General features: G+C 35.7%; 18 protein-coding genes and 2 pseudogenes. 12 read left to right on the top strand and 8 right to left on the bottom strand.

The genetic code is table 11. The features are described from left to right. The first annotated feature begins 4 nt into the window (after nt 1-4). The 4 genes from BXU11_RS14240 (at nt 5) to BXU11_RS14255 (ending at nt 6,119) form a co-directional block, all read left to right on the top strand. Nucleotides 5-1,690 (top strand): FAD-dependent oxidoreductase, encoded by a 1,686-nt coding sequence (locus BXU11_RS14240; RefSeq protein ID WP_078213025.1) that lies wholly within the window; start codon nt 5-7, stop codon nt 1,688-1,690. Then, nucleotides 1,687-2,733, top strand: a complete 1,047-nt coding sequence (locus tag BXU11_RS14245) for a hypothetical protein (protein WP_078213026.1) — start codon at nt 1,687-1,689, stop codon at nt 2,731-2,733. Before BXU11_RS14240 ends, BXU11_RS14245 begins: the two co-directional genes overlap by 4 nt. Nucleotides 2,734-2,741: 8 nt before the next feature. Next, nucleotides 2,742-3,788, top strand: a complete 1,047-nt coding sequence (locus BXU11_RS14250) for a YncE family protein (protein WP_078213027.1) — start codon at nt 2,742-2,744, stop codon at nt 3,786-3,788. Between the two features lie 240 nt (nt 3,789-4,028). Continuing rightward, nucleotides 4,029-6,119 carry an LruC domain-containing protein gene (locus BXU11_RS14255; protein WP_078213028.1) on the top strand — a complete coding sequence of 697 codons (2,091 nt, stop codon included), beginning with the start codon at nt 4,029-4,031 and terminating at the stop codon, nt 6,117-6,119. Nucleotides 6,120-6,293: 174 nt separating this feature from the next. Here BXU11_RS14255 and BXU11_RS14260 read toward each other — a convergent pair. Beyond that, nucleotides 6,294-7,019 (bottom strand): annotated as a pseudogene (locus BXU11_RS14260) (IS4 family transposase); the annotation flags it as partial. 527 nt (nt 7,020-7,546) lie between these two features. Further along, nucleotides 7,547-8,053 (bottom strand): annotated as a pseudogene (locus tag BXU11_RS14265) (DUF4372 domain-containing protein); the annotation flags it as partial. Nucleotides 8,054-8,407: 354 nt separating this feature from the next. Between BXU11_RS14265 and BXU11_RS14270 the strand changes: the two are divergent. Next, nucleotides 8,408-8,977, top strand: a complete 570-nt coding sequence (locus tag BXU11_RS14270) for a pentapeptide repeat-containing protein (protein WP_078213030.1) — start codon at nt 8,408-8,410, stop codon at nt 8,975-8,977. Here BXU11_RS14270 and BXU11_RS14275 read toward each other — a convergent pair. The 6 genes from BXU11_RS14275 to glyA all read right to left on the bottom strand — a co-directional run bounded on the left by BXU11_RS14275 (nt 8,974) and on the right by glyA (nt 14,663). Next, nucleotides 8,974-9,654, bottom strand: coding sequence for an ABC transporter ATP-binding protein (locus BXU11_RS14275; RefSeq protein WP_024980758.1), 681 nt, complete (start codon nt 9,652-9,654; stop codon nt 8,974-8,976). The genes BXU11_RS14270 and BXU11_RS14275 overlap by 4 nt on opposite strands. A 1-nt stretch (nt 9,655) precedes the next feature. Continuing rightward, nucleotides 9,656-10,912: an FtsX-like permease family protein gene (locus BXU11_RS14280; protein WP_078213031.1), complete on the bottom strand. Its 1,257-nt coding sequence runs from the start codon at nt 10,910-10,912 to the stop codon at nt 9,656-9,658. Further along, nucleotides 10,912-12,006, bottom strand: coding sequence for an efflux RND transporter periplasmic adaptor subunit (locus BXU11_RS14285; protein WP_078213032.1), 1,095 nt, complete (start codon nt 12,004-12,006; stop codon nt 10,912-10,914). Before BXU11_RS14285 ends, BXU11_RS14280 begins: the two co-directional genes overlap by 1 nt. A gap of 99 nt (nt 12,007-12,105) precedes the next feature. Beyond that, entirely contained in the window at nt 12,106-12,603 is a 498-nt protein-coding gene (locus BXU11_RS14290; protein ID WP_024980761.1) for a GNAT family N-acetyltransferase, read from the bottom strand. Between the two features lie 51 nt (nt 12,604-12,654). Then, nucleotides 12,655-13,248: a tRNA-(ms[2]io[6]A)-hydroxylase gene (locus BXU11_RS14295; protein WP_024980762.1), complete on the bottom strand. Its 594-nt coding sequence runs from the start codon at nt 13,246-13,248 to the stop codon at nt 12,655-12,657. Between the two features lie 140 nt (nt 13,249-13,388). After that, the gene (glyA, locus tag BXU11_RS14300; protein WP_024980763.1) at nt 13,389-14,663 is read right to left on the bottom strand and encodes a serine hydroxymethyltransferase; all 1,275 of its coding nucleotides are present in this window, start codon (nt 14,661-14,663) and stop codon (nt 13,389-13,391) included. A gap of 107 nt (nt 14,664-14,770) precedes the next feature. Here glyA and fahA point away from each other — a divergent pair, with 107 nt between their 5' ends. The 7 genes from fahA to BXU11_RS14335 all read left to right on the top strand — a co-directional run bounded on the left by fahA (nt 14,771) and on the right by BXU11_RS14335 (nt 23,437). Continuing rightward, nucleotides 14,771-16,054 (top strand): fumarylacetoacetase, encoded by a 1,284-nt coding sequence (fahA, locus tag BXU11_RS14305; protein ID WP_078213033.1) that lies wholly within the window; start codon nt 14,771-14,773, stop codon nt 16,052-16,054. A 123-nt stretch (nt 16,055-16,177) separates the two neighbouring features. Then, a complete protein-coding gene (locus tag BXU11_RS14310; RefSeq protein WP_078213034.1) occupies nt 16,178-17,359 on the top strand; it encodes a hypothetical protein in 1,182 nt (393 codons plus the stop codon). A 488-nt stretch (nt 17,360-17,847) separates the two neighbouring features. Further along, nucleotides 17,848-18,465 (top strand): GNAT family N-acetyltransferase, encoded by a 618-nt coding sequence (locus tag BXU11_RS14315; protein WP_024980766.1) that lies wholly within the window; start codon nt 17,848-17,850, stop codon nt 18,463-18,465. 57 nt (nt 18,466-18,522) lie between these two features. Next, a complete protein-coding gene (locus BXU11_RS14320) occupies nt 18,523-19,722 on the top strand; it encodes an argininosuccinate synthase (RefSeq protein ID WP_078213035.1) in 1,200 nt (399 codons plus the stop codon). Between the two features lie 141 nt (nt 19,723-19,863). Continuing rightward, a complete protein-coding gene (gene argC / locus BXU11_RS14325; RefSeq protein WP_078213036.1) occupies nt 19,864-20,841 on the top strand; it encodes an N-acetyl-gamma-glutamyl-phosphate reductase in 978 nt (325 codons plus the stop codon). Between the two features lie 122 nt (nt 20,842-20,963). Next, nucleotides 20,964-22,100, top strand: a complete 1,137-nt coding sequence (locus BXU11_RS14330) for an aspartate aminotransferase family protein (protein WP_078213037.1) — start codon at nt 20,964-20,966, stop codon at nt 22,098-22,100. Nucleotides 22,101-22,240: 140 nt separating this feature from the next. Continuing rightward, complete coding sequence (locus BXU11_RS14335; protein ID WP_078213038.1) at nt 22,241-23,437, top strand: glutamate-5-semialdehyde dehydrogenase; 1,197 nt, start codon at nt 22,241-22,243, stop codon at nt 23,435-23,437. Nucleotides 23,438-23,500: the final 63 nt, after the last annotated feature.

Below are 23,500 nucleotides of genomic sequence, written 5' to 3' on the forward strand. Positions count from 1 at the left end.
TAGTATGAAAAACCAAACAGAAACAAACACCTTTGATGCTATTGTTGTAGGGTCAGGAATCAGTGGCGGATGGGCAGCAAAAGAACTCACAGAGGGCGGCTTAAAAACCTTGGTATTAGAAAGAGGCGGACAAGTTGAACACGTAACGGGCTACACAACTGCTTTTCTGAATCCTTGGGATTTTAAAAATAGAAAGCATCTAACAAATGAAGAACTCGAGGAGCGACCTGTGCAAAGCAGTCATTGTAACGCCGCCGACAAGCATTTTTATGTCAATGACAAAGAGCATCCCTATATTCAGGTGAATCCATTTAAGTGGATTAGAGGCTATCAAGTTGGTGGTCGTTCCCTCACTTGGGGGCGACAAAGCTATCGTCTTTCAGATTTGGATTTTGAAGCCAATAAAAAAGATGGTTATGGAGTCGACTGGCCCATACGCTATGCAGATTTGGCTCAATGGTACGATTATGTCGAGGATTATGTAGGTATTAGTGGTAGTTCAGAATCCATAGCTCATTTGCCAGATGGCGTTTTTTTGCCACCGATACCGATGAATGCCATAGAACAGCATCTAAAAGAAAAAGTAAAAGAACATTATTCCGATAGAGTGATTATAAATGGTAGAGTAGCAAATTTAACGCAACCAAAAAAAGGAAGAGGGCCTTGTATGTATCGCAATTTATGCAGCCGAGGTTGTCCTTTTGCAGGCTATTTTAGCAGTAACTCGGCAACATTGTTAGATGCACAAAAAACAGGGAATCTGACTTTAAGAGCAAATTCTATTGTGAAAGAAGTGCTGTATGATGCCAATACTAAAAGAGCCATTGGGATAAAAATCATTGATGCGCTGACAAAACAAGAACATACATTTTATGCCAAAATAATTTTCTTAAACGCCTCGGCAATTGCCACAGCTGCTATCTTATTGAATTCTGTTTCACCGTCTTTTCCTAATGGATTGGGGAATTCTAGTCAACAAGTCGGACACAACTTAATGGATCATATAGTCAATGAAGGCACCTACGGAACTTTTGATGGTTTATTGGATAAGTATTATGAAGGAAGGTCTCCAGGAACCATTTATATTCCAAGATTTCAAAATATCAATAAGCAAACGCAAAACCCTGATTTTGTTAGAGGATATGGGATTCAGGGAAAAGGAGAGCGGGAGAATTGGGAATCAAAAGCTACGCAAGGTTTTGGCGCATCTCTAAAAGCACAATTGCAAACTCCTGGTAAATGGACGATTTCTCTTGGTGGTCGAGGGGAAGTTTTGCCGAATTATGAAAACAAAATTTCTCTTGACACCCAGAATCTGGACCAATGGGGATTACCATTGGTTAAGGTTCATTTTAAATATGGTGATAACGAACTGGCAATGATGGAACACATGACCAAATCAAGTGAGGAAATTTTAACCAAAGCAGGGTTTAAAAATGTAGGAAGTTATAGAACAAGTCCGCCCCCAGGATCTGCCGTACACGAAATGGGAACTGCAAGAATGGGGAATGATCCAAAAACATCCGTTTTGAACAAATACAACCAAATGCACGATGTGAAAAATGTATTCATTACAGATGGTAGTTGTATGACGTCATCGGCTTGTCAAAATCCTTCTTTAACGTATATGGCACTTACCGTAAGAGCTTGCAGATATGCTATGGAGCAACTTAAATCCAATAAGTTATGAGTTTTTTCAAAAAAATAGTACTCCTGTTGGGCGTGATTTGTCTGGTATTTGGAATGGTATATATCATCAAACAGCCCAAATATTCCATAAAAACAGAAGGGAAATTATATGTTGTCAATAAAGCAAGCCGAAGCATTACTGTTTTTGATTTAGAAAAAGGGGAGGAAATAAAGGAGTTGCCCATTGCAATAGAACCACACGAAGCAACAGCACTAACCAACCCGAACAGAATAGTAGTCACAAATTATGGCGCTATTGATGCAAAGGGGAAAAGCATTACGGTTATTGATGCAGAGAAGAATACTATAATAAAGACAATTGATTTGGGTAATAAGAATACTAGTCCTCACGGTATTATTACTTTGGAAAGCCCTAACAAAGTTGCTGTTGTGTCTGATGATGGCAATCATTTATCAGTAGTCAATATTGAATCAGGAAAAGTAGAAAAACAGATTGCCACCCAACAAAAAGTCAGTCATTTATTGGTTAAACATCCCTTTAAGCCCATTGTTTATGTGACCAATATCAATTCTGGTTCAGTGACTGTAGTTGCTATTGAAAGCAATAAAGTTGTTCAAATTATCCCTTGCGGGAAAAGTGCAGAAGGTATTGCTATTACAAAAGATGGTTCAGAAATATGGGTTTCAAATAACAAAGAAAATTACGTATCGGTTATCAATACTTTAACGTATAAAGAAATGGCTCGATTGGCAACAGGAAAAGAGCCCTTAAGAGTAAAGTTTTCAATTGACGGAAAATATGGTTTGGTTGCTAATGCTAGTGAGGGGACAATTTCAGTTTTTGACACCCAATCAAAAAAGCTTTTTAAAACCATAGTTATTCCTGGTAATAAAAATGTCTTTGAAAAAATCATCTACCGCACGCCTCGACCTGTTGGAATACTAATGCATCCCAACGGATTGTATGCCTTTGTGTCCAATTATACTGCGGGTAGAGTTGAGGTTATTGATATGCAAAATTTCACAATTAGTAGCAGTATCAAAGTTGGAAATATGCCAGACGGCTTAGCAATTATAATCTAGTTTTAGTTATGATAAATAAGAAAGCAAAATATTGGATTTTATCGTTTGCCATTGCATTTATTTGCTTTCAAGCGGCACGTCTTATTGCTAGATTACCATCGTATACCATACAAACCACAGGGAAATTATACATTGTGAGTAAGGTTGGCGAGAGTGTTCACGTATTTGATTTATTTACGGGAACAGAAATAAAGGAAATTCCAATTGACATATTATCTCACGAAGCAGTTACAACTTCGGATGAGAAAAGAGTAGTGCTTACAAATTACGGGGCTACTGATGGCAACATTATTAAAATCATAGACACCAAAAAAAACGAAGTAGAAAAAACGATAGACTTAGAGGACAATATAAAAGTTAATGGGATTGTAGCTTTTCCAGAACGCAATAAAGTTGGGGTGATTGACTATGTTACTAATACATTATTAGCAATTAATATTGATACTGATAGTATTGAAAGAAAAATACAAACCCAACAAAAAAAGAGTCATCTTATAGTGTTGCACCCAAGTAAAGCCATTGCTTATGTTACGAACATAGGTTCAAGTTCAGTGAGTGTTATCGATTTGATTTTGAATAAAGTGATTAAGGTTATTCCTTGTGGATTAGGAAGAAAAGGCATCGATATAACCCCAGATGGCTCTGAATTATGGGTTACCAATAATAAAGAGAATACTATTTCGGTAATAAATACCTCGACTTATAAAGTTACCCATACATTGAAAACAGGTGATGACCCATTAAAACTTAAATTCTCAACAGACGGGAAGTATTGTATAGTGGCCAATGCGATAGAAGGTACTGTATATGTGTATAATCAAAAATTAAAAAAGAAGATAAAGACTATTGTATTTCACGGGAAAACAACATTAGTAGAGATACTGCTTTATCATACACCGCGTCCTGTGAATATTGTAATGCATCCTAACGGATTGTATGCTTTCGTTTCCAACTCCAATGCAAATAAAATTGAAGTGATTGATATGAAAACTTTTGAAATTGTAAGCACTATTGGAACAGGAAGAGTTCCAGATGCTATTGCATTTGTAAATTAATCTATCCTCTGAATTCCTATTCAGTGGTGTGTTTTTTAGAATAAGTAGTTCCAAAAAATGGAAAGTAATTCTAATTTATGGATAAGAATAAATTTCTATATATGGGGTAAAGCGCTTAAATACCAGCGTTTGAGAGGGATATTTTTTTTGGTGTTGTTTTTGGATACTCAAATGCATCAAAATAAAGCACATTGTAAATTGAGATTAAACTTAACCTAAAAACATTCTAAATTAAAGGACATGAATAATTTAAAACCATTCATTAAAAATACGCAGCAAAATAGCAATTCCGTATGGATAGTGTTATTTGTAATTATGATTTTGTTAAACTCTTGTAGTAAAGATCCTGTAGATATAACTGATCCACCAACATCCTCTGGTGAAGTTACAATTGACAATTTACAAGCTTCTTCAACTTTTACTTGGAAAAATACTCAAGATGCTAAAGTAACTATCAGAACTAAGGACAATCAAGGAAATGCCGTTCCTGGCGTAAAAGTGAGCGTTTGGACTAATTTTGAAGAAGAAAATGGAAAAGAGATTATCAACGGTATAACCAATGAGCAAGGAGAATTTATAGTAGATTACACTTTCGAAGCCGACATGAAAGAAGTTGTTTTAAAAACAGACTTTATTGGTTTTGTTCCAGAAACGAAAGTGCCATTAGAAAATCGAGTAGTTAATTTTACTTTTGGAGGGACAAGAAGTACCCAAAAAGGCCAAAAAACTAGCCGTAAACCCTTTTCTTCCAAACAAGCATCAGCACTTTACAGTAAAACGAGTGCTGGTATAAAAATTAACTATATCGGGACTTATAACAACAACGGAGTGCCTAATTATTTAATGAGCAAACCAGATGTGATTGATAAAAATTTCCTAATTGATGTCAACAATGCTTTACCTGAAAATATGCCCGTTCCTACCTATCATCCGGAATATCTTTTAGGTAGTAGCCAGCACAATTTAGTGATTTTAGATAAAGCCGAAGTATGGATTACTTTTGTTTCTGAAGGAGCTGGATATAAAAATGCATTGGCATACTATACTTATGACAGAGATTTTCCACCCAAAACTCCAGCTGATGTTAAAGAATGTAAGGTGATTTTTCCTAATGCCTCATTTGCAGGTTCAGGAGGAGGATTGTATTCTGGGGACAAGGTTTCTTTAGGTGTTTTCGAAAAAAATACGGTAATTGGATGGATGTTGTTGCGTAATGGTTGGAGCGACAGTGCAAGACAAGCAACAGAAGGTTTGGGTTTATTGTATTCTAACTTAGAGTTAAACCCAGAGACAGATATCAAATACCGTCAACATACGGTTATGTTGTATGATGAAAAAAGAAGTTTGTTCCTACTTGGATTTGAAGATTTAATTCGCCCAGGTGGAGACAATGACTTTAATGATGCTGTTTTCTATGCTACGGCTAACCCAATAAAAAATGTTGAAATATTTGATGTTCAAAAAATAAACCCTGATCGAATAGATACTGATAAAGATGGTATAATTGATGGTTCTGATGATTATCCAAATGATCCGAAACTAGCGTTTAATAACTATTACCCAAGCAGTAACACTAACGGAACCCTTGCTTTTGAAGATCTATGGCCATCAAAAGGAGATTATGATTTTAATGATTTAGTAGTTGATTATAATTTTAATAGAATTACAAATGCTCAAAATAAAGTAGTTAGCTTGAAAGGAAAATTCACAGTAAAAGCTATTGGGGCAAGTTACCAAAATGGGTTTGGTTTCTCAATTCCTGGAGTAAGTCCTTCGCAAATTGCATCCGTTACTGGAACAAAATACACCGAAGGATACATAAAAACAAACGGTAATGGTACAGAAGCTGGTCAAAAAAATGCGACCATAATTGTTTTTGACAATGCTTGGAAGCACGGTGCCGGTAATACCAATCCTAGCCAACCATATGTTGCCTCAGAGTCTATTGAAGTCACTATAGATTTAGTCAACCCAATTGATGTTAGTGCCTTCGGAATGGCGCCTTTCAATCCATTTATTATTGTAAATAAAGAAAGAGGGAAAGAGATTCATTTAGCAAATTACCCGCCAACAGATTTGGCTGACAAAGCCTATTTCGGAACTTCTTTTGACAATACTCAGTCTTCTATAGGGAAATATTACAAAACCAAAGACAATTTACCTTGGGCAATAGATTTCCCTAGTAGTTTTGATTATCCAATTGAAAAAGCAAAAATCGATGCCAGTCACTTGAAATTTAAAAATTGGGTTTTAAGCAATGGCGTAGACTTTAAAAATTGGTATAAAAACGAAGCTGGGCATAGAAACAGTTCAAATATTTTTAACAAATAGTAGAAAATAAATCATATCTAAAAGATGAGTACAAATATCAAATTCATTTACAATTAAACACATTCTTTTAGCCAATTAATGAAATTAATGGATATTTTCATTGCTATCCGAAAGTTTTAATGAATGAGCATAAAATACCTTGTTACCCATTATAAATAGGCGTTTACTTTTTTATTATGCTGAAAATAAGTCAGAACTGAATTTTAATTCTGGTTCTGATCTTATTTTTTTGGCTCCATCTCCAACCTGATTGCAGATATAATCTAAACTTAAATAATACACTAAACAAATTCTGATTTTTTCAACCAGATTTGAGAATGACTTTGTCTTTTTTGATATGGTTCTGTTTATCAATTCAAGCAACAAATAACAAATCAAAGCGATATAAATTTGCGATTTAACCGCATTTTCACTTGTACCCAAGAATGTTTTTATCTGTAGATTTTGTTTCATCGCCTTGAAAAACAATTCGATATCCCATCTCTTTTTATACAAATCGGCTATTGTTCTTGCTGACCATTCTAAATTATTGGTTATTATTTCGATAATCTTATTTTCGTCTTGCTTATACACATGGACTAATCTTAGTCTTTCTTGGTTAATACCTGTCTCTATGGCTTTACTACTGTTTAAAACAACTATTTCGTCCTTGATAATGTCTTGGTCTTCTTCATCTGGCAAATCCAACTCTTGGATGGATTCGTACAAAGTATTTGTCTTAATCCTAGTTACAAAAACATTTTCTGCTTGAATTCGATGCAGCATCAATGCGAAATCAAAATAAGCCCTGTCTTCCACAACGATGGTTCCTTTTGAGAAAACTAACTGGCCTATACCATACCGATCGTGTGTTTTAGCTTCGGTTATATTTACCAAATCCGGGATTTGTAAATTATCGTTTGCGGCTATGCGAAGTGCCTTCTTTCGCCGCTTCACTAATGATAGCTAAAATAGCCAAATTTTTTAATTTGTACTATTTTTATCTAAAAAAGCGGAAGGCATTTTGCATAGCCGCTGTTGGGGGTAGTTACTTAATTATGCACAACCATCGCTTAATTAAGTAACGGAGTTGGATAGACTACTCCTCTCTTTTTTTTTCAACACAATGCTATTCAATGAAACCAATTATTTATTGCGCTTAGCAAGCCTGCTAGGCGAAGTCAATAATAGGGGTTTTAGGGCTCTATTTTTTTGGTGATGTTTAAGTTAGCAAAAATAAATATAGTATTGACTTTGTCATTTATTTTCGATAACTTAGCCAAGTCTTTTACGTTGTCAAACGTATTGAAAGTGAACTTTCTACGATTCCCAATCGAAAGACTTGAAGCCTAAATGCTTTATTCTTCTAAACATCCCAAAAAAATATCCCGAAAATTCATTGTGAAAAAACGTCGTAGTCTAAGTGGCACGGTCCAATTACCTCCAACATCCCAGCAGGTGTGTACTTTTAAGCCACCTTTTGCTGTCCGAAACTTTGCCCAGTCAAACATATTCAAGCACAAACTGATTGTGGTACTGTCTATCAATTTTATGTTTTGTTCTTTAATTTCTTTGATAATACTACGTTGAGATTCACTTTTTAAAACTCTTCCATAATGTTTCAAAAGCCTGTAATATAGGGATTCAAACACTTTCCAATCACGTTTTTTATTGCCATCACTCATCGTGGATCGTGCTGGACTTTGAATCAGTCCTAAATCCCCAATAAAAGTCTCACTGACCCCAATTCCAGTGGAAATATCATTTAAAGTGTAGCATTTATTAAGCTGTCCGTAAGTTAATGCAACAAATTGGTCGTAAGTCTTGTATTTACTACAGCCTTTGTCGGAACTGTGTTTTTTAGCACAAGATTCAAGCATCCATCGAGGAACAAGGTCAATAATTTGTCGAATAACTGGTTTTTTGATATTTTTGTTTCGCCTGAAGAGTCCCATAAAGTATTATTTGTTTCGCAAAATCAAAAATACGGGATTCTCAGGCATTTTTTATTTTAGACTTTCGGATAGCTATGTCAAGAAATTAAACGTGTAAGACTTTTTGATTAACCAAGAGACATTATGGAAAATATATAGTATGAATTTATTGGCATAGAATAATTGACTTTATACTATTTTTCCACAAAAAGCCAAGGCAAAATTATAAAGCCAATGAAAAACTGACTCTATATGTTTTACGCCAATCAATTATAAGCTTATAAATTTATAGAGATTTCTCCCGAAGATATTACTAACAAAACGCAATTGTCTCTTGATAATTGCGTTTTTTACTTTAAAACACTTCCTTTGTGCATGCCAAACTACAATCTAGACCAACATTACCAAAAAAACATTTATAACAGAGACGAATTAAACCATAATGAATTCGAATGTTGCACGTTTGAAAATTGTGATTTTACGGCTTGTAATTTTATGGATGTTACATTTATTGATTGTGTGTTTACAAAGTGTAATTTTAATGGAGCACACATCAATCACGTGGCATTACGAACCGTTACTTTTGATCATTGTCAAATCAGAGAGGTTAATTTTGCAATGTGCAATAAATTAATTTTTGAAGTACATTTTCAAAATTGTGTATTAGACTTTTCAAAGTTTTATACTTTAAAACTAAAAGGAACCACTTTTATGAATTGTAGTTTAATTGCGGTAGATTTTATGGCAACTGACTTAACCGAAAGTATTTTTGATAATTGCGACTTGTACCGCGCCGAATTTGACAAAGCTATTGCCAACAAAGCGAACTTCAAAACAAGCTATAATTTTACTATAGACCCTTCCAAAACCAAACTCAAAAAGGCAACTTTCAGTCTCAACGAAGTAAAAGGCTTACTTTATAAACACGAGATTGTGGTAGATTAACTTTTTATTATTCGACCGTCTTGCATAGTTATTGTTCTATCTGAACGCTCTGCAAAATCATTATCATGCGTTACAATCAATAGCGTCTGTTTCTGCTCATGGGTCAATTGCTTAAAAATATCAAACACTAGGTCGCTGTTTTTTTTATCTAAATTTCCTGTAGGTTCATCTCCCATAATGATTAAAGGATCATTGATTAACGCTCTCGCTATAGCTACCCTCTGTTTTTGTCCACCGCTCAATTGATTAGGCAACTTCAAAGCATGTTCGTGCATATCTAATGTTTTCAGATGCTCCATTGCACGATGTTCCACTTCTTTTTCAGAAAATTTAGCCAATTTCAATCCCGGAAGCATTACGTTTTTCAGCACATTATATTCATTGAGCAAATAATGAAATTGAAAAACAAAGCCGATTTTTTCATTGCGAATCAAAGCCAATTCTTTATCTGATTTTCCCGTAATCAATTCATTATTCACAAACAATTGTCCATCATAATCTGTATCCATAGTCGAGAGCAAATACAACAACGTTGATTTTCCACAGCCTGATTTACCTACAATCGAAACAAACTCGCCATGATTAATACTCATATCGATTTCCTTCAACACTTGAAATTTTACAGGATCATAAAAATATTTACTCAATCCGATAGTTTGCAGTACTTTATTTTCCATTTTATTTTCCTCTAATAATTTCTACTGGATCTACTTTGCTGGCTTTTAAAGCAGGAAACAAACCTGCAATAGTCGTGGTGAACAACGCAAATACAATTCCGATGATATAATACAAAATATTGAAATTAATTGGATACGTTTTGACGGTTGGCAAAGCCGCAGTTTCAAATGGAATCACATCAATAATTGAAGTAAAAATAAAACCAAAAATGAGACCAAAAATACCTCCAGCCAAACCAATAATTATGGACAACGAAACAAAAATCCACTTGACGTCATTTCCTGAAAAGCCAGTCGCTTTCAAAATAGCAATACTGTCCATTTTCTCGTAAATCATCATGTTTAGAATATTGTAAATTCCAAAACCAGCAACAATCAACAACACGATTCCAACCGCATAGGAAATTATTGTTCGCACAGAACTTCCGGTCTCAAATTGTGAATTGGCCGTTTGATAATCGATAGTGTCCAATTGATACGTTGCTTGCAATTCTTTGGCTACAAGGGGTGCTGAAGTCATATCAAACAATTTAATCTGAATATCTGTAATGTAATTTGTGGCTTCCCCCAACATTTTTTGAGCCGTGTCTAAAGAAGTATAAGACATTGTATCGTCTATTTCTGCAATACCAATTTGGGAAATCCCGACTACTTTTAAGGTGGCCAAATTCCCTTTGGATGTGGTAACTTTGATTCGGTCTCCAACAATCAATAGCATTTTATCTGCCAATCCTTTACCAATAATAATACTATTGTTTTGCACCAAATCGGTTATCTTTCCTTCAATGATATAATCGCTGGTTTGAAACAATTTCTCTTCTGCCAAAATAGCTATCCCATTCACCACTCCAGAAATCTCAATAGTTCCCGAATTAAAAAAAACAGGAGCCACTACCTTTGGAGCTACATCAATGATTCGTTTGTCGTCCTTAAGAGCTTTAATAATTGGAATTCCGTTATATATTGATTTTCCTCTATCTTTAGGCTTGACCGAACGGATAAAGTTGGTAGTGTTTTTATAGCGATTTGATAAATCAATGGGTTGATTAGCCGTAGGTTTTATTTCGTTATACAAGCGAACATGAGGTGTTCTATTTAGCATCAATCCATCTAATAAATCATTGAGTCCGTTCATAAAACTCACCAATGAAATAAACATAGCGATACTAAACGTAACCCCAATTGCTGCCACAATCGTCTGTTTTAGGCGCGCACGCAACAAATGTAAAGCGATGTTTAAGATAAGTTTGTAGTTCATTAGTTCGGTTTATAAAGCGTTTCGTTGGCTTGTAATCCATCTAAAATCTCTACTTTTTTGTAATCACTTAAGCCGACTTTTACTTTTCGTTTTTCATCTTTATTCACTAAAACATACGTACCTTCTATTAGATACTCTTTCGGAATAGTGAGTGCCTTTTTTTTGGTTTGAATAACGATATTTGCTTCAGCTGTTAAATTAGGATACAACTTGGGCGGAGCTTTTATGAACTGCGCTTCTATCTTGAACGTTCTCGAACGCTCATCCATTATGGGATAAATTTTTGAAACTACTGCATCAAAAACAGTTCCTTTATAGCTATCCATAGTAACAACGATATTTTGTCCCAACACCACTCGAACCATATCGTTTTCATCCACATCCAATTCAAGAATAAAAGTATTGCTTTTCCCAATCGTAGCAATCGGTGTTTGGGGTGTCACCAAAGTTCCTTCTTTAACCGGCAAGTCAAACAATTGACCGTCAAATTCACTTTTTACAGCAAAATCACTTTGACTTTTTTGGCTAATTTTCAGATTGATTGCATTCTTACTTTGGTCATTTTGTAATTGGCTTTTGAATTGTGCCAATTGTTTTTGAGCCATTTCAAAATTACTTTTCGAGCTTTTATAGGTTTGCACTACCCTATCAAAATCAATTTGAGAAATTCCTTCGTACTGCAATGCTTTTTGATTCCTATGATAAACAGATTCATCTAAAAGTAGTTTGTCTTTCGCTGCCAAAACTTTCAACTCTAATTCGGCAATTTTATCTTGAATATAACGACTATCTTTTTTGCTCAATTCATACGCCAATAAAGCGTTTTGAGTATTCAAATCGGCTTTGTCGCTATCTAACTCAAACAATAATTGTCCTTTGCTGATTTTTTGACCAACTACCACTTTTGTTTTTTTCAAAATCCCACTTACTGTAGGATAAACAATGTATTGGTCCTTAGCTTTTATTACACCAGATGCATAAACGCTTTCAGTAATATCGCTTATGGTAGGTTGAATTTCTTGAGATTCTTTTTTGGAACAATTTACGAGAAGTATCGAAAAAAAGGACACTACTACAACTACTTGTGAACGCATGGTATTTTGTTTATTAAGAAGAAAGTTACCCTATAAATATAAGGTTTTCTAGGTAGTATTTTATTATAATATAAAACAAATTAGTGATAAAAACTCCTTCTATATGGCTCGCTCCATCACATAATCTTCCATCAAGTAACCATGTTCTAGCTCGATATTTACCTCACTAATGATAGAAAAACCCATTCTTTCATAAAAAGCAATCGCTTTATTAAAGCGATTGACATTCAGACACAAGGTAAGAGAACCTTGCTTTCTCGCTTCAGTGGCGATATAATCTATAAGTACTTTACCTACTCCTTTACATTGGGCGGAAGGAAGTATATAAATTTTATGAATTTTAGTTTGTTTTTGATGGTCGTAATTCCATTCAAAAGAAGCAAAACCTAGGGTTTGATTTCCTTCATTTGCCAAAACAAAATGATGTCCTCTTTGTGACACACTTTCCTTTAATGCTGTATCATTATAAAAGGCACCCAACATATAATCTAACTGAGATTTTGACAAAATTTCACCATAAGCTATTGGCCATGTTTCGTAGGCAATAGAACGTATCGTAGCAAAATCGGTTGCGGTTGCTGGAAGAACTGTAATCATAAAATGAGGAAATTAAAATTAGACTTAAAAATGGCTGCTATTATTTAAAAATTAACCATGAATGGTTTCATTCTTTCCATAATTTGAGATGACAGACTCTTCAAAAGCCAACCACTCTCTCCAACGTTTCTCAACATCAATGCCGACTCCGTATTTTCTTGCATAGGTAATAAAAGTAGTGTAATGTCCCGCTTCACTTTCCATTAAATCTCTATAAAAAGAAGCTAATTCTTCGTCTTGAATGTTTTCTGAAAGCACTTTAAATCGCTCACAGCTTCTTGCTTCAATCATGGCAGAAAACAATAATCGCTCGACTAAACCAGAAACGCGACTACCATCTATGCTCTTTTTCATGTAAGCATACAGTTCATTAACATAATCATCCTTGCGCTCTCTACCTAGTTTTAATCCTCTTTTAATGATAATGTTATGGACTTGCTCAAAGTGGTCGATTTCTTCTTTGGCTAATGCTAATAAGTCTTGAACCAAATCTTGATGCTCAGAGTTATTCGTTATAATCGTAATAGCATTTGTAGCCGCTTTTTGCTCGCACCAAGCATGATCCGTTAAAATTTCTTCAATATTTTTCTCAACAATATTTACCCATCTCGGGTCAGTTGGTAATTGTAAACGTAATACTCCCATTATTTTATAAATTAAAAGTTTAAAAATTGTTTAAAGAGTTAAAAGTTGTATTAAAAATGAAAAAAAGTTTAAAGTTTCGAAATGCTTTTAAACATCAACAAAACCTTAAACTTTTAAATTTTAAACTTTTAAACAAAAATTTAGAATACAAAAATTGCTCTTTCACTCATCATTTCATTGACTTGAGCAGCCACTTCTTCTATAACATCCTCGTTTGTATGATCCATTAATACTTTATCAATCATAGCAACAATAGTTTCCATATCTTCTTCAACTAAACCACGAGTTGTAATAGCTGCAGTACCTACACGAATACCTGAAGTTACAAAAGGAGATTTATCATCAAATGGAACCATATTTTTATTAACGGTTATTTCAGCTTTTACTAATGCATTTTCTGCGTCTTTTCCTGAAATATTTTTATTTCTTAAGTCAATCAACATCATGTGATTGTCTGTTCCACCAGAAATGATTTCGTATCCTCTAGCAACAAATGCCTCAGCCATAGCTTTTGCATTTTTCTGCAATTGCATAGCATAAGTAAAGAACTCATCTTGTAAAGCTTCACCAAATGCAACTGCTTTAGCGGCAATAATATGCATTAATGGTCCACCTTGATTACCAGGAAAAACAGCTAAGTCTAATAATGAAGACATCATACGAATTTCACCTTTTGGTGTTTTGTGTCCCCAAGGGTTTTCGAAATCTTTACCCATCATAATCAAACCACCACGTGGTCCACGAAGTGTTTTGTGAGTAGTCGTTGTTACAATATGACAATGAGGAATAGGATCATTCATTAAACCTTTAGCAATCAAACCAGCAGGATGAGAAATATCAGCCATCAAAATTGCACCAACACTATCAGCAATTTGTCTGAAACGAGCAAAATCCATATCACGAGAATAAGCAGATGCTCCAGCGATGATTAATTTAGGCTGCTCTTTCGTAGCAATTTCTTGAATTTTATCGTAATTCAAACGACCAGTTTCCTTATCTACCCCATAAAAAACAGGATTGTACAAACGTCCAGAGAAATTTACTGGAGAACCATGTGTTAAATGCCCACCATGAGACAAATCAAAACCTAGAATCGTATCTCCAGGTTTCAAACAAGCATGATACACTGCTGTATTGGCTTGAGAACCTGAGTGAGGTTGAACATTAGCATATTCAGCACCAAACAAAGCTTTTGCTCTATCGATAGCAATTTGCTCCACAACATCTACTACTTCACAACCACCGTAGTATCTTTTGCCAGGATATCCTTCTGCATATTTATTGGTTAAAACAGAACCTGCTGCCTCTAAAACTTCATCACTTACGAAGTTTTCTGAAGCAATTAGCTCTAATCCGTGTATTTGTCTCTCTTGTTCTTCAAGAATTAGGTCAAAAATTTGTTCGTCGCGTTGCATTTTTTTGTTTTTCGTTAATTATGGCGCAAAAATACAAAAAAACGTTTGGTTACATCTTAGATTATAATATATTTGGTGTGTAATTTTCAACAAATAATTAACACATTATGCCAATACTAGCAAATAACCCAAATAGAAAATCATGGCTTGAAGTTGCTTCAGATAGTGATTTTCCCATTCAAAACATTCCATTTGGAGTGTTTCTTACCAAAGAGAATATCGTAACTGTGGGTACGCGTATTGGTAATTACGCCATTGATTTAGGCGCTTTACAACAACTCAATTATTTTGAAGGTATCGAATTAACTGACGATATGTTCATGCAAGATACACTGAACGATTTTATCTCTGATGGAAAAAAAACATGGCGTTTAGTTCGTAACAGAATTGCAGAGATTTTTGACGCAAACAATCCTAAATTACGCGATAACGAAAAACATAAAGACATCGTTATTTTTAATGTTGATGAAGTTGAAATGCAGCTCCCTGTATTAATTGGTGATTATACCGATTTCTATTCTAGCAAAGAACACGCCACCAATGTAGGCAAAATGTTTCGTGACCCAGAAAATGCTTTACTTCCAAATTGGCTACACATACCAGTAGGATATCACGGTAGAAGTTCAACCATTATTCCTTCTGGCATTCCAGTACATCGCCCCATGGGACAAACTTTACCAAATGGCGAAACAACACCTGTATTTGGCCCTTCTCGTTTGGTAGATTTTGAATTAGAGACCGCTTTTATCACCACAGATGCCAATATCATGGGTGAAAACATCCCTGTTTATGAAGCCGAAGACTATATTTTCGGAATGGTTTTGCTAAACGACTGGAGCGCTAGAGACATTCAAAAATGGGAATATGTTCCATTAGGCCCTTTTCTAGCTAAGAATTTTGCTTCCTCCATATCACCTTGGATCATCACTCTTGATGCTTTGGAACCTTTTAGAACCAAAGGCCCAAAACAAAGTCCAGCGCCACTTCCCTATTTACAATCAAAAGGGAAACATGCTTTCGATATCAACCTTGAAGTTTCAATAACACCCAAAAATGGAGTACCAAATATAGTTTCAAACACTAATTTTAAATACATGTATTGGTCAATGTGCCAGCAACTAGCACATCATACATCTAATGGTTGTAGAGTTAATTCTGGGGACATGATGGGATCAGGAACCATCTCTGGACCAACTCCTGATAGTTTTGGTTCCATGCTTGAATTGACTTGGGGAGGAAAAGATCCTATCCAGATGAATGATGGAAGCGAAAGAAAATTTATCAATGATTTTGACACAGTAACAATCAAAGGATACAGTAAAAACAATGAAGTCCGAATAGGCTTTGGAGAAGTTTCCAGCCAATTGCTACCTCCATTTGTTCGTAAATAATTGAATGTTATTTCAAAATATTAAATCCGTCAAAATTACTTGTCGGATTTTTTTTTGGCATTATCTTTGGCCTGTCCAAAAACAACAAAATCAAACCTTAACCTTTTGAAATTTCATTTAAGCATGAAGAAAATTACTCTTTTTATCGCACTAGTTGCGTTCGTCGCGAGCTGTGGCGTAAAACAAACCCAACAGCTAGTAAACACTGGCAATTATGACGAAGCTATCAATAACGCCTTATCCAACTTAAGAACCAACAAAGACAAAAAAGGGAAACAAGATTACATCTACCTACTCGAAGAAGCCTTTGCAAAAGCAAAAGAAAGAGATTTGAACAACATTCAGATGCTAAACATTGAATCAAATCCGAATCAAATCGAAAAATTGTACAACTACTACGTTCAATTAAACGATCGACAAGAAAAAATAAAACCCGTACTTCCTTTGTTTTTAATAAAAGAAGGTCGCAATGCTATTTTTCCTTTTGACAATTACAACAATCAAATTGTTTCGAGTAAAAATGCTTTAGCTGAATATTTATACAAAAAAGCGCTACAATTGATGAAAACCAATACCAAAGCGAACTTCAGAAACGCTTTTGAAGAATTGACCTATCTCAACAAAATTAGCCCTAATTACAGAGAAGTAAATCGATTATTAGACGAAGCCAAATTCAAAGGAACCGATTTTGTTTTGGTAAAAACGAAAAACGAAACAAACATGGTAATCCCAGAGCAGTTGCAGACCGATTTGCTGGACTTTAGTACTTACCAATTAAATAATCCTTGGATTGTGTATCACAGCACACCACAAAAAGGAAACAAATATGACTACAGTATGAATATTCTTTTCAGAAATATTTCCGTATCGCCTGAACAAATCAAAGAACGTGAATTTGTTAAAGAACGCGATATAAAAGACGGTTATAAGAAAGTAGTCGATGCCAACGGAAAAGTGGTACTAGACGACAAAGGAAAAGAAGTTTTGGTGGACAACCTTAGGAAAGTCTCAATACAGATTTATGAATTTCGTCAATTTAAATCCTGTCAAGTGACCGCAAAAGTTGACTTTATCAACACCAAAAACAATCAATTGATGCAGTCTTACCCTATCACAAGCGAGTTTGTTTTCGAAAATATTTATGCTACTTACAAAGGAGACAGAAGAGCTACGGATGAAAATTACTTCGCCACATTTGATCGTAGAGCCGTTGCTTTTCCATCAACAGAGCAAATGATCTTCGATACAGGAGAAGATTTAAAGTCAAAAATCAAAAATGTAATGAATACCAACCGCTTCGAGTAAAAAAGAAGCTATCCATAAAAAACAATTATTCCCCTTATCGGGCTAAAAAAAGTGATTTTGACTTTCAAAATCACTTTTTTTGCTTTTAAAAATAAATTTTATTTAATTTTAACAATTTAAAATAAAATTTGATTTTTTATAAAAATTATTATCGTAAATTTGCACCGATGAAAAAAACAAGTTTACATATAACTTCTATCTACCGGATAAACTTACTTTGCGCTTCTCCCGAGGTGCGGATGCTATAGCCTATAGTTTCCAAATAAGACTTTCTTACCTTTTATCCTTTCATTACTACCCCATTTGTCATATTTTTTTATTTCAAAATGGAAAAACAACAAAAACCAATTCTAACTACTAAGTAATTGTTATTAAAATAATTACAATAAAATAGTTGAAAATTTTATAGTACTTTTAATAGCACATTGACTATGATTGCATTACAAAAAAAAAGAAAACAATTATTTAACCATAATTCGAATCCAGAAATGAATATTTCTATAGTAGTAGCACAAAAAGAACACTATGTATTTGCTGAAGAAATTTGTGATACCATCGAAACCTCGGCCTTACTAAGAGGAACGGGAATAGCCAAAAGAACCCCAGAATACATCCAAAAGAAAATGGAAACCGAAAATGCGGTTATCGCCATAATCGATGGAAAATTCGCCGGCTTTTGTTATATCGAATCTTGGCAACACGGACAATTCGTAGCCCATTCAGGTTTGATTGTACACCCAGACTTTAGAAATTTAGGATTAGCCAAAAAAATCAAAACATTCGTTTTTGAGTATTCACAACAAAAATACCCAGAAGCCAAAGTTTTCGGAATCACCACTGGATTAGCAGTAATGAAAATCAATTCCGATTTAGGATACAAACCTGTTCCCTTTTCTCAATTGACTACCGACCCTACTTTCTGGAAAGGTTGTCAAACTTGCACCAATTTTGAAATTCTAAAAAGCAAAGACTACAAAATGTGTTTGTGCACCGGAATGCTATATGATCCCAAAGAAAAACAAAAAAATCCACCAAAACACCCCTTCAATGTCCGGATTTGGAATCGTTTAAAAGAAATCAAACAAGCCCTTTTCTTAAAAAAATAATAGTTCAAAAAATAAAAAACAACGTTTTGTCAGACACAAAACATCAAAAGATATACAATGGAAAATAAAAAAGTAGTATTAGCCTATAGCGGAGGATTAGACACTTCCTATTGCCTAAAATATTTAAAAAACGAAAAAGGATTCGAAGTACATACCGTATTAATTAACACGGGTGGATTTGATGACGCCGAGCTAAAAGCCATCGAGGACAGGGCCTACGAATTAGGAAGCGCCAAACACGCCAACCTTACTATTCTAGACAAATATTATGACAAAGCCATCAAATACTTGATTTATGGAAACGTCCTAAAAAACAACACCTATCCTCTATCTGTAAGTGCTGAGCGTGTTTTTCAAGCGATTGAAGCCATAAAATACGCCAAATCCGTTGGAGCCACAGCCATTGCACACGGAAGCACCGGTGCAGGAAATGACCAAATTCGTTTTGATTTAATTTTCCAAACCATAGCTCCCGAAATCGAAATCATCACCCCTATTCGTGATTTGAAGCTTTCTCGTCAGGAAGAAGTAGATTATTTAGCAAAAAACGGCGTGCATTATTCTTGGGAAAAAGCACAATACTCCATTAACAAAGGCCTTTGGGGAACCAGTGTGGGCGGAAAAGAAACCTTAACTTCAGGACAACCTTTACCAAGCGAGGCCTACCCTTCGCAATTACAAAAAGAGGGAGAAGAGAAAGTAACTTTGGAATTCCAAAAAGGGGAATTGGTTGCGATAAATGGCAAAGCTGATAAACCTTCTAATAATATCGTGGCCTTAGAAAAACTAGCAAGCGCTTACGCCATCGGAAGAGACATTCACGTGGGCGACACCATTATCGGTATCAAAGGAAGAGTTGGTTTTGAGGCCGCAGCACCATTAATCATCATCAAAGCGCACCATTTGTTAGAAAAACATACACTCGGCAAATGGCAACAATACTGGAAAGAACAACTGGGCAACTGGTACGGAATGTTATTCCATGAAGGACAATTTTTAGACCCAGTGATGCGCAATATCGAAACGTTCTTAGAAGACACGCAAAAAACAGTCAACGGAACCGTAACGGTCTCTTTAAAGCCGTATCATTTCAGCTTAGACGGCATCGAATCACCAAACGATTTAATGAACACCGGCTTCGGTCAATACGGCGAAATGAACAATGCTTGGACGTCTGACGATGCCAAAGGATTCATCAAAATTCTTGGCAATGCGCAAAACATATTTTCATCTGTGAATAACGAAACTTACGAATAACATTCATTAAAAGGGTATAAAAATTAAAGTTTTGTAAAAACTTTAATTCCTTTTTTAAACCATTAAGAAATTAAGACACATTAAGCTTAATGAAACTTAATTTCTTAATGGTGAAATAAAAATGTTTTAAAAATAAAAATTATGATTACTATTGGAATTATTGGCGGTTCGGGATATACGGCTGGCGAACTCATCAGAATCTTGATGTTTCATCCCAACGCCAAACTCGACTTTGTGTACAGCACCACCAATGCGGGCAAACCTCTTTCCATTGCGCATCAAGATGTGTTGGGCGATATCGAAATGAATTTTACAGATACCATCAACCCCAACGTAAACGTTGTTTTTCTGTGTCTAGGTCACGGCAAATCCAAAGCCTTTATATCCGAAAATACATTTGCCAGCCACACCAAAATCATTGATTTAGGCAATGATTTCAGGTTAGAAAAAGATGCAATTTTTGAGGGTAAAAAATTCATATACGGCTTACCAGAATTAAATAAAAAAGCCATTAAAAATGGACAATTCATTGCCAATCCCGGTTGTTTTGCCACCGCCATTCAATTGGCTTTATTGCCTTTGGCGGAAGCCAAATTACTCAACAGCGATGTACACATCAACGCCACAACGGGAAGTACTGGAGCTGGAGTGAGTCTTTCAGAAACTTCACATTTTAGTTGGAGAAACAACAATATGTCGCATTACAAAGCTTTTGAACACCAGCATTTGGGAGAAATAGGCGAAAGTTTGCACCAATTGCAAAAAGATTTCAAAAACGAATTGCTTTTCATTCCCAACAGAGGCGATTTCCCAAGAGGAATTTTTGCCACCTTGTACATTCATTGTGAGGAAAGTTTAGAGGATGTTGTGGCCAAATATGAAGCCTTTTACAAAAACGAACCGTTTGTAACCGTAACCACAACCAATATCAATTTAAAACAAGTCGTTCAAACCAATAAATGCATTATTAGTTTGATGAAAAAAGGCAACCGGATATTGATTACTTCGATTATCGATAACTTAGTCAAAGGCGCCTCAGGTCAAGCCATTCAAAATATGAACTTGCTCTTTGGACTCGACGAAAGTACCGGTTTGTATTTGAAACCAAGTGGATTCTAGCCCCACCCCAACCCTCCCCAAAAGGGAGGGAGCAAAATGGAAATAAAATATAAAATATTAAAACAACACCCCCCGTTGTGAAAGTTCCCCCTCTTTTGGAGGGGGTTAGGGGGAGGCAAATTATGAACCTATTCGACGTTTATCCATTATACAACATCACACCCGTAAAAGCAGCAGACTGCACCATTACAGATGAAAACGGTGTGGAATATTTAGATTTATACAGCGGCCACGGAGTCATCTCCATTGGGCACACCCAACCGCATTATGTGGCGAAAGTAAAAGAACAATTGGATGCTATTGGATTTTATTCTAACGCCATCCAAAATCCATTACAAGTGGAATTAGCCCAAAAACTAGGTGAATTATCAGGCTATGATGATTACGCTTTGTTTTTGTGCAGCTCAGGAGCCGAGGCCAATGAAAACGCACTAAAATTAGCCTCTTTCCACAACGGAAAATCAAGAGTGATAGCTTTTGACAACTCTTTTCACGGAAGAACATCGGCAGCAGTGGCGGTAACGGACAACAAAAAAATTGTAGCGCCAATTAATGCGCAACAAGTGGTTACTTTTTTACCACTAAACCAAATTAATTTGGTAGAAACCGAATTACAAAAAGGCGATGTGTGCACCGTGATTATTGAAGGAATTCAAGGTGTGGGCGGTTTAGATGAAGGCACAACCGAATTCTTTCAAGCCTTAGAAAAACTGTGCAAACAATACGAAGCCGTTTTGATTTTAGACGAAGTGCAATCGGGTTATGGCAGAAGCGGGAAGTTTTTTGCTCATCAATACCATGACATCAAAGCGGATATCATCTGCTTGGCCAAAGGAATGGGCAACGGTTTCCCGATTGGAGGAATTTTGATTGCTCCACATTTCAAAGCGAGTTATGGCTTGCTAGGGACTACTTTTGGCGGAAGTCATTTGGCTTGTGCCGCTGGAATTGCCGTTTTGGATGTAATCAAGAGCGAGAAGTTAATGGATAATGTAAACGCCGTTAGCGAGTATTTTATGAAAGCCAGCCAACAAGTGCCTGAAATCATCAAAGTGAAAGGAAAAGGATTGATGTTGGGTGTTGAATTTGATTTTGATGTGAGTGCGTTACGTAAGAAAATGATTGTGGAAAAACATATTTTTACAGGAAGTGCCAACAATAAAAACTTATTGAGAATTTTACCGCCCTTGACCATTACCACAGCAGCAATTGATACTTTTATCGTTGCCTTGAAAGAGTCGTTGGCTGAATTGAAATAAGAAACTGTGTGAGTATTCCTTGCCAGTCCGCTGCGTGAGGGATAGTCACGATTTTTTCATCGGGAAGCGGAAAAACCGACCTACTAAGCCTGTCGAAGTATCGGGAGGGACACGCCCAAAAAATTAACTAACCAAAAACTATGAATACACTACTAACCATCGAAAAAAGAAACGCCGTTTTAACCACGATGGCGGCTTTGCTAGCGCAGGAACGAACGGCGTTGAAAAGTAGTAACCAACAAGATTTAGCCAATTATTCCGGAAACGATTTGGCAATGGAAAAACGTTTGTTGGTCGATGATGCTAAAATTGACGGTATGATTTTGTCCTTGCAACAATTGGCCAGTCAAGAAGACCCGGTGGGAAAAATTCGCTTTGAATTTGTTCACGATAATGGTCTTAAAATTTATAATAAGACTGCTGCATTTGGCACTATTTTAATTATTTACGAGTCCCGACCTGATGTAACAGTTGAAGCTGGTGGTATTGCTTTCAAATCTGGAAACAAAATCCTTTTGAAAGGTGGCAAAGAATCATTATTATCGAATCAAAAGATTGTAAGTCTTTGGCATAAAGCCTTAGAAAGCAATGGTGTAGCAACGGATTGGGTAGAATACCTGAATTATGATAGAGCACAAACCCAAGCTTTTTTGGAAAAACCAACTCAAAAGGTCGATTTGATTGTGCCACGTGGTGGTGAAAAACTAATTGAATTCACCAAAAAACACGCTACTTGTCCGGTGATTGTAAGTGGACGCGGTAATAATTTTGTGTACGTAAACGCCGATGCAGACTTAGACAAAGCAATGGCAATGATTATTAATGCAAAAACCTCAAATATATCCGTTTGTAATGCTTTAGATAAAGTATTGATTGATGTTAATTTACCGAATTGGAAAGTCTTTGCTAACCAATTAATTCGTGCTTTGCAGGAACGAAAAGTGACTGTTTTGGGAGATGCTACAATTGCCAAAACAACTCAAATTCCCCAAATTGATTCAGACGCCATTTGGTATGAAGAATTTTTGGATTATAAGATTGTAATTGGTACAGTTTCTTCTAATCAAGAAGCAATAGCTAAAATCAATAAATATTGCGGAGGTCACTCAGCTGCTATCATCACCGAAAGTGAAATCACAGCCCAAGAATTTATGGATAACATTGATGCTTCATCCGTTTACCATAATGCTTCGACGCGTTTTACCGATGGAGGACAATTTGGTTTAGGCGGAGAACTGGCTATCAGCACAGACAAATTACACCAACGCGGCCCAATTGGTTTACAACATTTGGTCACCAACAAATGGTATATTTACGGAGAAGGACAGATTCGGTAGGGACAAGTCGCGACTTGTCCCTACATATCCCAACCCAATTCACAATCTGTTTGTAAAAAAATA

Origin of the sequence: Flavobacterium sp. LM5, from assembly GCF_002017945.1 — a bacterium.
GTDB classification, from domain to species: Bacteria; Bacteroidota; Bacteroidia; order Flavobacteriales; family Flavobacteriaceae; genus Flavobacterium; species Flavobacterium succinicans.